This window comes from Vibrio sp. 99K-1 (assembly GCF_013114585.1).
Lineage (GTDB): Bacteria > Pseudomonadota > Gammaproteobacteria > Enterobacterales > Vibrionaceae > Vibrio > Vibrio chagasii_B.
The window spans coordinates 126,334-137,937 of the sequence record NZ_VTXF01000015.1 but is presented as its reverse complement, the minus strand read 5'-3'; the positions used below and the strand labels follow the sequence as shown (position 1 = coordinate 137,937).

Sequence of the window (11,604 nt, the reverse complement as noted above, 5' to 3'; positions counted from 1 at the left end):
CTCTAAATTAGTATTAAATAAAAAAGGGTTGGTAATAAATACCAACCCTTTTGGATAATTCCCATTAAATTTTTAGCCTTTTACATTGCTTTTTTAGTGGGATGCATCGTAAACCACATCGCCACGCAGTACCGTCATCAGCACTTGAGTCTTGGCGATGCCTCTTGCTGATAAGGTGGTGATATCTTTGTCAAGAATGGCGAAGTCTGCAGACTTCCCAACTTCAATCGTCCCCGTAATATCATCAATTCCTAGGCTTTTAGCTGCGTTGAGGTTGTAAGCGTCGATGGCGGTATAGATATCGGTTAGACCGGTCTTTCCCATGATTAAGCTATTCGCGATGCCAACCAGTGGGTTGATGTCGTGAACGTTCCAGTCACTGCTTAACGTGATATTGGCGTCGGTTTTGAGGATTGCGTCGAGGTTCATCATGGCTTTCGCGCGTCTTGCACCTAAGAAGGCATTAGCCCATTCGTGATCATGTTGCGCGACGTAGTCTGATCCAACTTGGAAATCCGCGGTTACGCCGAGTTGTTTAAATCGTGGAACATCCACATCATTGATCAATTCAACGTGGGTTAGTGTGTATGGCTTTTGCGAACCTTGCTTACGTACGCTCTCGATGGCATCTAAAGATTCTCGAACTGCGCCGTCACCAATAGCATGTATGTGGGCACTAAAGCCGATTTTTTCTAGGGCCGTTAACCACTGTTTCATCTGTGCTGGTGGAATGTAGTTCAAGCCATTAGGAGAATTTGGTAAGTAAGTATCTAAGTAAGGAGCGAGCGTTTTTGCCGTGCCATTGATAAAAATACCATCGCTGTACATTTTCACCTGATCGACCAGCAATAGACGACTTTTGTCATCAGAGTACATCTTCTCAAACACTTCCAACTGAGAAGGCATCGCCATAGAAGGGTAAACCCAGGGGCGCAATGAGACGCGTGCTGTGAGGTCTTGGTTTTGCTCGGCTTCTAGCCAAACGTCATACCAACCGCGCTTCCAATACATGCGACCGTCACCTATGGTGGTGATACCGTGAGCAGCCGCTTCTTCAAGACCGTACATTAAGCCTTGGTAGCTTTGTTCGAAGAGCTCGCTTTGACTGTTCCAGGCCATTTCCATGACTTGGTCACCAGCGTTGTCCAGTAAGATGCCATTGAGCTTACCGCTTGCAGGATCTTTTAAATAGGCTCCGCCTTGTGGGGCTGGTGATTGCGGACTAATTCGGGCGATTTTTAGTGCTTTGGAGTTAACCCACATTGAATGTGAAGTCTGCTCCATGATCACGACTGGTCGATTGGGGAAGACACTATCGATGATCTCAAGTGGCGTGTATTCGGAATCGCTATTGAGTGTCGATTCTAATGAAAATCCATACCCCATTAACCATCCTCTGCCGTTTGAATCAGCATTGATTTTGCAGGCTTCTAAGTAGGGGATTTGTTCTTCGAGTGTTGCTTCTGAATCCAGCTCGCAAGCGCCACCCAGCTCAGAGGCGGCTTCAAAAACATGGTTGTGGTTATCTATGAAACCCGGCAGAACAAAAGCATTCCCTAAGTCGATAACGTCGGTATTCTGCCCTTGAAACGTTTTTGTTTGTTCGAGATCGCCAATAAAAATGATCTTGCCGTCATGGGTAACGATAGAATCGGACTCTCGATGCCCGTATATATCGGCATTAGTGAAAATTTGGTCAGCCGCTTGGCTTTGCACTGCTGATTCAGCTTGTGCGAGAGCTGGTGATACAGCACCTAACATTGTGACTAAAGCGGCTAATGCAGTGCGTGGCAGAGTAAGCTTGTTGTTCATTATTGTGTCTTCCATGTTCCACTGTTTAATAAGTATAGAAAGCGAGTGGTCAGTGTGAAACTTTACATGAATGACGAACAAAAGCCGGGATTACCCCGCGTATTGTGGCTTTGGTATGCCTTTCATGATGGTTATTGTTTCAAACTTTTAAGCAAATCATTCTTGTACTCGGCGTACGAGTGATAGCCATAAAGTTTCCACGTGTGATCACCTTTAATATTGTGGCTGTAGGTGATTTCTCCGATCCACTGCTGACGTGTGGCATGAATCATATCGCGTATTTTTAATAATAAAGTGTCCATAGTTGCTCTCCTGATTAAGTTCACCTGCAGTATATTTAGCGGAGAAAGTTGGATGAGTACCGTTAGCGCAATATCCAATACTTTTCAGTCAAAGTGCTCACTTAAATGGTTTGACGGGTATACTTTCAGTATTAGAGGGTCACAGAGTATCGTAATGAAAGGTTACTTAGAAAAGGTGCCGCAAAGGATTGGTGCGTCATGGCGCTACAAGAAAATCGTTGAAGGCAGCAAGAGTTATGGTTGGCATCGACATGAAGAATATGAGATTGCTATTCATCGTCACTTCTCGGGGCATAGCTTTGTCGGCCACCACCAAAGCGATGTGTTCCATAACCATATGATTTTGGTTGGCCCAGATTTGCCTCATGCCATTTATTCGGAAGAGAGCAGTGATGACTCACGTGTTTGCGAAACTCATGTGATTTGGTTTCGTAAAGATTGGATTGAGCCGTTGATGGCGTGCTGTCGTGAACTTGAACCGTTACGTGTGCTGTTAGAAGACTCAAAGAAAGGGTTGCAGTTTTCTCCTAATACCGCTGAGAGGGCAACACAACTGCTAGATAAGGTGATGGAACAGCCTCCTCATCAACAGCTACTGACTCTATTCTCTCTGTTTGCTCTGCTGATTGATGACCAAGAAGTCGTGCAGTTAATTAACCCAACCTTTAACTCGGTTGAAGAAGACGAAGTCAGCGACAAACTAGATAAGGTCGAAGCCTTTCTGATGAATCATTTTATCCACGATATTTCAATAAATGACTTAGCTAGTCATTTGTATGTTAGTGAAAGCAGCGTCAGGCGTCTGTTTCAAAAGCACTACAACGAGAGCTTCAGTCAGCGGTTGAAGAAAATTAGATTAAATGTGGCGTGTGACTTACTGCTCAATACATCTCTGCCTGTGAATTTGATTATGGAAAAAGTCGGTTATGACAACCAAGCTAACTTCAATCGCCAGTTCAAATCTTATAAGCAGGTGACGCCGACTCAATATCGAGAGTCAATGAAGCGACTTTGATTGATTCACCAACGAAACGATTTCCATAAACGTCTGAATAATTTAATGTTATATGAACCATGCTAATGGGGTTCACGTATTAACAAGGACGTAAGTTAAGACTCAAATGACTTACTCGTATTACGATTAAAACAAGTCGAGGTTAGGATGAAGAAAATACTTTTGCTGCTGAGCGTGATTTTATTGGGTGGATGCGTTGGCATGGCAGAAACCGTCAAGCCAGTTCAGCAGTTTGAATTGGATAGATATTTAGGGAAATGGTACGAAGTTGCTCGTTTAGACCACTCGTTTGAGCGCGGCTTAAGTAATGTGAGCGCTGAATACAGCCTACGCGATGATGGCGGCGTGAAAGTGATTAACCGCGGCTATTCGGCTGAAGAGGGCGAATGGAATGAGGCAGAAGGCAAAGCGTATTTTGTTGAAGGTAGCGACCAAGGTTACTTAAAAGTGTCGTTCTTCGGTCCGTTTTATGGTGCTTATGTGGTGTTTGAATTGGAAGAGGAAGGATACCAATACGCGTTCGTTTCTGGGCCCGACACTGATTACTTATGGCTACTAGCAAGAACTCCTGAAGTCGCACCAGAAGTGATGGAGAAGTTTAAAGCGATGTCGAAAGAGCGTGGGTTTAATACCGATGAGCTGATTTACGTCGAGCATTCAAAATAACGGTATGTAGCGGTTTCTTGGTCTTTACGTAACTTTACGCAAAGACCATGTTAAGTGTAATGATAATGAGTCAAAATAACACCTAGGTCAGAGACATAGAGTGGTCATTATGAATAAATCATTATCGAAACAGACGGTTATTTTCCATTGGCTTACCGGCATTTTGTTTATCGCTGTGTTTGTTATTGGGCTTCAGTTCGAAGGCATGCCTCGAGGCCCCGAAAAAGGCGAGTTAATGGGGCTGCACAAATCGTTGGGTTTGATTGTTTTAGTTGTCGCACTTTCACGCTTTGTTTGGCGTTTGAAAGAAGGGGCGATTGAGAGTGTTGCTGTATTAACAAGAGCACAAGAGATTGCCGCGAAAGGCGTTCATCATTTCTTGTTACTAGTGACGTTAGCGATGCCAATTTCAGGTGCCGTAATGAGTGTTGCTGGTGGACGTGCATTAGAGCTATTCGGCATTGAGTTGATAGCTGCTGGTGAGAAAACGGAATGGTTACAATCTGCAGCTTCTTTCGTTCACGTTAACTCAGTTAACTTGATCATGGTGATACTTGCTCTGCATGTCTTAGGCGCATTGAAACACCAGTTTGTCGATAAAGATGGCACACTAAGCCGCATGCTTGGTCGTTCGTCGTCTGCTAGCAGATAACAAAATCAGACATCAAGATTATGTCTTATTTAGCGAGTCTAGCGTTGGTCTTGATAGGAAAAATTAATATAAAAACACTCGGCATGTACCGAGTGTTTTTTTGTTTATGTTACCTGAGAATCATACTCACTAAGCTTGCTTACGCACCTGCAACACGCTCAGTACTGATAGCGAAAGGAAGAACGCTGGGTCGCTCCAACCAAAGCCAACAAAGATGCCCGTGAAAGCGGCATACAGTGTGATGATTGCACCCAGCATATTGGTGACAACCAAGCCTTCGATGAGTTTCTTGGCACTGACTCCCGCTTCAATATCTCGCAGTAACCACGTTATCGCTGCAATACCACCAAGGAAGATACTGGTGTGTTGAGAGAGAAAATAAGCGTACTTATCATTAATTTCCACGCCGTACATAGGCCACATGACCGTTGGTAGAAAAAACAACGCGAAGGCAAAACCTGCGTAAATGATGCCGTGTAGGCTTAAAAACGTTTTATTGTTCATTTGTTATCTCTCTATCTCGTGCCTTTCACTCATTCTCTATTCATTTTATTAGCCGTTGATTGGGCCTTTGTTAATGGTAGTTAATGGTTGATTGACGTCAAAAATCACGCCGCGAACTTCATCAACGCCCATCTCTTTTAAGCGAGCGGCATGCATTGTTAGGTAATTTTCTGCGCTGAGTTGGTCTTCAAAAAGGTAGACACCACCGCCTAGCTTTTCGGCTTGGTTTTCTGTCCAGATTTTCCAGATCATACCCGGCTCGTTGTTGATGGACTTAGCTAGGTCTACGAGTGCGTTCGACATCTCTTCACCGAAAGGGCCTGAAAATTCAAAATCAACTTGTAGTAGTTTCATGGTGTTTCTCCGTTTAACAAATTCCGTTTAACAAAATCCGCTTAAAAATAGGGGTTTAAGACAAACAAGCCATTCTCGTTTGTTGTTGAGATTTATATTACCTGTAAAAAACAGACAGAAAAGTTCATAATGTTGCCACTAACTATCAGGATTTTAGACCGATGAGATTAAAGACTACCCTCGACCAATGGCAAACACTCTATGAGATAGACCGCGCTGGCAGCATTCAGGCGGCGGCATTGCAGCTCAACAAGAGTCATACCACGCTGATCTATGCATTGAGAAAATTGGAAGACCAGTTGGGTGTATCTTTGGTTCAGGTTGAAGGTCGAAGGGCAGTGTTATCGGAAGACGGCAAAGCGTTATTGCGCAGGGCGAGCAGTATGCTGGAACAAGCTCGGGAATTGGAGTTGATCAGTGAACAGTTAGGAAAGGGTGTGGAGTCTGAAATTGTGGTCGCCGTTGACCATTTGTGCTGCCTTGAGCGCCTTTATGAGCCGATGGCTGCGTTTATGGCCGAGAACAACACCACCTCAATCCAAGTGGTTGAAACATCCTTGTCGAAGACCACCGAAATGGTCACTCAAGAACGTGCCGATGTTGCCATCATTAACCTTCCAATTACCAACTATTCGGCTGAAGCCTTTGGGTTCACTATGATGGAACCCGTTGTCGCAAGTTCGAACTCTTTGGCTAACGTGTCACCCATATCGCTCAACCAACTGTCGTCGCTGCCACAAATTGTGGTGAGAGATTTAGGTGCTCAAGGTAGTCAAGGCAATAAAAAGCTAGGCGAGAAAAAAGATGTCGGCTGGTTGAAGTCGAGCCAGCGTATTACGGTCGATAATTTCGATCATGCCTTTGGTGCAGTAGAGCAGGGCGTAGGTTATTGCAGGCTACCAAAACATATTGTTGATAGCCGAGGCAGTGACAAGCTTACCGTGTTGAATGTAGAAAATGGCAGTGGTTATCAGGTTCCATTGCATCTGACTCTGCCGAAAGGTGCGAAGACGGGCCCCGCCGCGAAACATTTCTATGAACTGCTTCTTGAATCAGCCCGGAATGCGGACTAAGTGATATGAGAAACTGAGCGATGAGCTATGAGCTATGAGCGATTAACGAGGCTGGTTTCCATTCAAAAAAAGTGCAACGCATTCGCGCGTGTAGTTGAGCCTTTCCTCATCAGATTCGCCGCTATCATGGCCGAAGAACGACCAATACGCTGACTTGCCATGAAACATCAGCAGCAGTTGACGAGCTGCAATGATCGGTGAGCTAGACGTCGACAGAGTAAGGTCTCCAGAATCTATTTTCGATTGCAGGTAATCGGCGAGTAACTTGGTGGTTTTTTGAGGGCCGGTCTCTAAATAGATAGAGGCGATCTCTGGGTGCGTGTTGGATTGACTGACCGCGTTCTGAAAGGTTTGTCGTGACTGTTCATCCAGCAATAAGTCCTGAAACTTGACACCAAACTTCACCAATTCTTCTTCCAAAGTGGCGCCCATGTCAAAGGCTGAATGGCTCAGCTCACGCTCGGCACATTTGGTTTGCATGCAGGTTTCAAAAAGAACGTCTTTGCTTTTAAAGTGAGAGTAGACCGTTTGCTTGGAAACGTTCGCTGCTTTGGCTATCTGATCCATATTGATCTTGAAGCCATGTTCAGAGAAAAGTTTACTTGCTGCGGTTAAGATCTGCGATCTCTTCTGTTCACTCTTGATGATTTTCGTCACGTGCTTGCTTCTCGTTACTTGGTGTTGGGTCGCTACCTAGCTTGTCTCTTTGCTTAATGTCTATTGATATTCAGTAATAGGTATCTCATTTGGCGCTAAGCATTATGCTTTTTGTGATGGTTTTATCAATCACTAACGATGAAACTTATTTTTAACATAATCAAACTAGACAGTCTAGTTTGGTTTGGTTAGTCTAAAAAAAGAACATAATTGAGTACCGCATAGGAACAGTGAGTATGTATAAATTGATGAAGGGAAGCGCAGTAGCCGTGGCGTTGTCGACTCTTCTTGTTGGGTGTGGTGAAAACACACAAGCCGAGACACCTTCCGATGCAGCGGTCACTGCTGAATCGAACAGTACCGAATCGACAGTGTTAACGGTAGAAACTGTTGCCCTAGAACGCTCTCCATCATACGAAGTACAACGTGAATATGTCGGTGTGGTCAAAGCGGGTCAACAGGCGAATCTCGGCTTTGAATTGGCGGGGAAAGTTAACGAGATTCTGGTGGATGTCGGTGACACAGTCACAGAAGGTCAGCCGTTAATCAAGTTAGATACTCAGCTGTTGAAGACCGAATCGAGCCAACTAAAAGCACAAGCTGAAGAAGTGAAAGCCCAGTTGAGCCTTGTTGCTGCGAACTTAAAACGTCAACGTTCACTGAAAGCAAAAGGCTTTAGTGCCGAAGCAGAAATCGATTCGTTAACCAGTGAGCAGCGTGTATTACAAGCGAACTTACTGCGCATTGACGCCTCGGTAAAAGGTAACGACCTCAAATTGGTTAAATCGACGATTCTTGCTCCTTATTCAGGCACTATCGCAACGCGTTTTGTTTCGTTAGGTGATGTGGTCAATGTCGGTAATCCAACTCTTACATTACTGGCATCGGAAGGCAAAGAAGCCTTTATCGGTATTCCTGCCCATCAGATGGCAAAGGTAACCTCACTCTCTTCGCCAAGCATTCGTGTTGGGCGAGATGATTATGATGTAACGTTGCTGAATCCGGGTGCCATGGTCGACACGCAATCCCGCAGTGTTGGTTTACGCTATCTTTTCCCTGAGCAAGCCACTGTTTTAGAAGGTCAACTGGCCTACCTTAAGTTTGACGAGCAAATCGACGACCAAGGTTATTGGGTGCCTTTAACTGGTTTGATTGATGGTTTGCGCGGTGTTTGGAACATCTTTGTGATTGGTGATGGCAACAAGGTTGAACGTAGAAGTGTTCAGGTGTTGTTTGCGAACAATCAACAAGCGTATGTGAGTGGTGCGATTGAAGATGGCGAGCAGGTTATCGCGAGTGGTTTGCATCGCTTGGTTCCGGGCCAAACCGTGAAGCCAGTAACCACTGCTGCGGAATAGGGAATAGTATGAAAATCATAGAGACTATTTCCAATACCCGATTACTGATCTTAATGACCGCGCTGCTGATGGTGAGTGGCATTTCAGCCTTCATGACGCTGCCGCGCGCAGAAGATCCGGTGATCATCAACCGTTATGCAAACATCACAACCAGCTTTCCCGGAGCCAGTGCCGAACGTGTAGAAACCTTGGTTACGGAGGTTATCGAGAATAAGCTTCGTGAACTGAGTGAAGTTAAACTGGTGAGCTCAACCTCAAGGCCGAGCGTGTCTATTGTAACGCTTGAGCTTGATGACACTATCACCGAGCCCGAACCCGTTTGGTCGCAAGCACGTGACAAACTGTCTGACATCGAATCCATCTTACCTACGGGTGCCCATTCTCCCGATCTCGACAGTGACCATACCTACGCTTTTACCACCATCGCCTCTTTGACTTGGTCTGGTGCGGGCGAGCCTGACCGATTAACTCTAGGGCGATATGCCAAAGAGTTAGCCAAGCGATTACGAACCTTGTCGGGTACTGAGTTTGTTGATGAATATGGGATGCCACAAGAAGAGATTCAAATAAGTCTAAGAACTGCTGATGCCGCAGCGCTTGGGCGTTCGAGTGCTAACATCGCTGAATCTCTGGAAGGGGCAGATGCGAAGAACTCGGCGGGTGAATTGGTCAGTGCTTATTCTCGTTTTGGTTTAGAGATTGAATCGGAACTTGATTCGATTGAACGCATTAAACAAGTCCCAATTGCGACCGACAGTAATGGTCACATCATCCGTATGGAAGATATTGCATCGGTGAGACGTGGCGAGAAAACCCCACAAGATCAGATTGCCATTATTGATGGTGAACCGGGTGTGATTGTTGCAGCAAGGATGCATCCTGATCTGCGGGTTGATAACTGGACTTCACGTGCGAACGCTTTGATCGACAAGTTTCAACAAGAGCTGCCAAGTAATATCGATGTCACCGTACTGTTCAATCAGCAGGGCTATACCGAAACTCGCCTAAATGATTTAGGCAAAAGCTTGATGATCGGTTTCGGTTTGATCTTGATTGTATTGTTCGTGACCTTAGGCGTCCGCGCCGCAATATTAGTGGCTATTTCGCTGCCACTCACTTCGCTGCTTACGCTATCGATCATGAAAATGACCGGCGTGCCAATCAACCAGATGTCGGTAACAGGCTTGATTGTTGCGCTCGGGATCATGGTCGATAACGCGGTGGTGATGGTTGATACCATTCAGGCGTATCGATTGAAAGGGCAGCACAGAGCAGAAGCAACCATGAATGCGCTAAAGCACTTGTGGGTGCCGTTGTTGGGCTCAACCTTGACCACGGTATTGGCGTTTGCGCCGATCATTTTGATGCCAGGTGCATCCGGTGAATTTGTCGGTGGTATTGCGATAACCGTTTCTTTCTCATTGATCGGTTCTTACATTATCTCGCACACTTTAATTGCTGGCTTAGCGACAAGGTTACTGCCGAAACAATTGAGTGATGTGGACAAGAAGGGGCAACATCACTGGTACATGACGGGCTTAAGAATTCCTGCTCTAACACGTTGGTTCTCATCTTCTGTCCGTTTTGGTGTCACGCATCCAATCATCACGATTGCTTTGGTATTATTGGTGCCGTTTACTGGCTACTGGAGTATGTCTCAGCTGACTGAGCAGTTCTTCCCGCCATCAGACAGAGACATGTTTGAGATTCAGGTGTACATGCCGCCTCAAGCGAGCATTTATGCGACCAAGAATACCTCGGAAAAAATAGACGACATCATCCATCGCTATCCAGAAGTTGAGCGCATTGATTGGTTGGTGGGCGCAAACTTCCCGTCTTTCTATTACAACTTACAAGCAAGACAAAATAACGCGCCATACTTCTCGCAAGCCATGGTGAAAACGGAAAACTTTGCTCAAGCCAACGCGCTGATTCCTGAGTTGCAGAAGGTGTTGGATGAAGAGGTACCGGAAGCACAAATCTTGGTACGTAAGCTTAACCAAGGCCCTCCATTTACTGCGCCAGTTGAGCTACGTGTTTATGGTGAAAACCTCGATACCTTGAAAGCGATTGGTGAAGATGTTCGCTTGATCTTAGCGAGTGTTCCTCATGTGACTCACACGCGAGAAACCTTGCAGCCGGGTACACCTAAGGTGTGGCTGAAGGTCGATGAAGACACGGCAAAACTCAACGGTATTTCACTGAATCAGTTTGCTGGCATGTTGCAAACTACACTGACTGGTCGCGAAAGTGGCTCTGTGATTGAGGGCAGTGAGTCAGTACCAATCCGTGTTCGTGTTGCGGATGAAGCCCGTGAAAACCTGGCGCATTTAAGTAATATTCGTTTGCCAATCAGCTCTGAGGTGTACTCAACGGGGATTAATGTTTCGACTCTGGCTGAGCTCGAACTGACCACCAGTCGCGGTGCGATTACTCGTCGCAACGGACAGCGTGTCAACACCATAGAGGGCTACATTGAAGCGGGCGTCTTGCCGCAAACCGTGCTCAATGAGTTCCAAAAACGATTGGAAAGTTACGAAATTCCATCGGGCTACAGCATCGATTTTGGCGGCGAATCCGCAGAGCGCGATCACTCGGTAAACAGTCTTATCTCGAATGTCGCCGTTGTGGTTGTGTTGATGGTGTTAGTCGTCGTGATGTCGTTTAACTCGTTTAGGTTAAGTAGCATCATCTTTATGGTGGCGGCATTGGCTGGTGGGCTAGGGTTGTTATCGGTGTGGATCTTCGGCTATCCATTTGGCTTTACGGTGATCATAGCGATGCTCGGAATTGCGGGGCTAGCGATTAATGCAGCCATCGTTATTTTGACGGAGTTGAAACTGGATGAACAAGCCTCGTCTGGTAATGTGGATGCGGTCGTAGAGGCGGTGATGTCGTGTACTCGTCATATCAGCTCGACCACGATTACAACCGTTGGCGGTTTTATGCCATTGATCATCGCTGGTGGTGGCTTTTGGCCTCCGTTCGCGGTCGCGATTGTTGGCGGTACGGTATTAACCACACTTATCTCATTCTATTTCGTGCCTGTGGTTTATCATCTGATGACTAAAAAACAGCGCAAAACCGTGGCACCACAAGCGGCATAATTGACAAATCAGCGCCCTTATTTTCCTCGAAGTGGGAGAGTAAGGGCGTGCTTGTCTCTGTATTTTGACGGCAAAACGACTCCTTTTACTCGGCTTTGGCTTCA

Annotated in this window: 10 protein-coding genes; 6 read left to right on the top strand and 4 right to left on the bottom strand. The window is 45.9% G+C overall.

Annotated features, from left to right (window positions below; genetic code table 11):
* Positions 1-93: 93 nt before the first annotated feature.
* On the bottom strand, positions 94-1,812 hold the full coding sequence (locus tag F0228_RS13610; RefSeq protein WP_171762310.1) for an amidohydrolase: 1,719 nt from the start codon (positions 1,810-1,812) through the stop codon (positions 94-96).
* Between the two features lie 354 nt (positions 1,813-2,166).
* Here F0228_RS13610 and F0228_RS13605 point away from each other — a divergent pair, with 354 nt between their 5' ends.
* The 3 genes from F0228_RS13605 to F0228_RS13595 all read left to right on the top strand — a co-directional run bounded on the left by F0228_RS13605 (position 2,167) and on the right by F0228_RS13595 (position 4,447).
* On the top strand, positions 2,167-3,129 hold the full coding sequence (locus F0228_RS13605) for an AraC family transcriptional regulator (protein ID WP_061031826.1): 963 nt from the start codon (positions 2,167-2,169) through the stop codon (positions 3,127-3,129).
* 147 nt (positions 3,130-3,276) lie between these two features.
* A complete protein-coding gene (locus F0228_RS13600) occupies positions 3,277-3,795 on the top strand; it encodes a lipocalin family protein (protein WP_171762309.1) in 519 nt (172 codons plus the stop codon).
* Positions 3,796-3,904: 109 nt separating this feature from the next.
* Entirely contained in the window at positions 3,905-4,447 is a 543-nt protein-coding gene (locus F0228_RS13595; protein ID WP_171762308.1) for a cytochrome b, read from the top strand.
* Between the two features lie 129 nt (positions 4,448-4,576).
* Here the strand turns inward: F0228_RS13595 and F0228_RS13590 are convergent, their stop codons facing one another.
* Both F0228_RS13590 and F0228_RS13585 read right to left on the bottom strand, forming a co-directional pair.
* Positions 4,577-4,951, bottom strand: coding sequence for a hypothetical protein (locus F0228_RS13590; RefSeq protein WP_061031824.1), 375 nt, complete (start codon positions 4,949-4,951; stop codon positions 4,577-4,579).
* A gap of 48 nt (positions 4,952-4,999) precedes the next feature.
* Positions 5,000-5,305 carry a monooxygenase gene (locus tag F0228_RS13585; RefSeq protein WP_105059238.1) on the bottom strand — a complete coding sequence of 102 codons (306 nt, stop codon included), beginning with the start codon at positions 5,303-5,305 and terminating at the stop codon, positions 5,000-5,002.
* 161 nt (positions 5,306-5,466) lie between these two features.
* Between F0228_RS13585 and F0228_RS13580 the strand changes: the two genes are divergently transcribed.
* Positions 5,467-6,378, top strand: a complete 912-nt coding sequence (locus tag F0228_RS13580; RefSeq protein ID WP_171762307.1) for a LysR family transcriptional regulator — start codon at positions 5,467-5,469, stop codon at positions 6,376-6,378.
* A gap of 42 nt (positions 6,379-6,420) precedes the next feature.
* On the opposite strand, the gene F0228_RS13575 is transcribed toward F0228_RS13580, so the two are convergent.
* Positions 6,421-7,035 (bottom strand): TetR/AcrR family transcriptional regulator, encoded by a 615-nt coding sequence (locus F0228_RS13575; RefSeq protein WP_061031821.1) that lies wholly within the window; start codon positions 7,033-7,035, stop codon positions 6,421-6,423.
* Positions 7,036-7,271: 236 nt separating this feature from the next.
* On the opposite strand from F0228_RS13575, the gene F0228_RS13570 reads away from it, so the two are divergent.
* Positions 7,272-8,393 (top strand): efflux RND transporter periplasmic adaptor subunit, encoded by a 1,122-nt coding sequence (locus F0228_RS13570; protein ID WP_061031820.1) that lies wholly within the window; start codon positions 7,272-7,274, stop codon positions 8,391-8,393.
* 8 nt (positions 8,394-8,401) lie between these two features.
* Complete coding sequence (locus F0228_RS13565) at positions 8,402-11,500, top strand: efflux RND transporter permease subunit (protein ID WP_061031819.1); 3,099 nt, start codon at positions 8,402-8,404, stop codon at positions 11,498-11,500.
* Positions 11,501-11,604 lie beyond the last annotated feature (104 nt).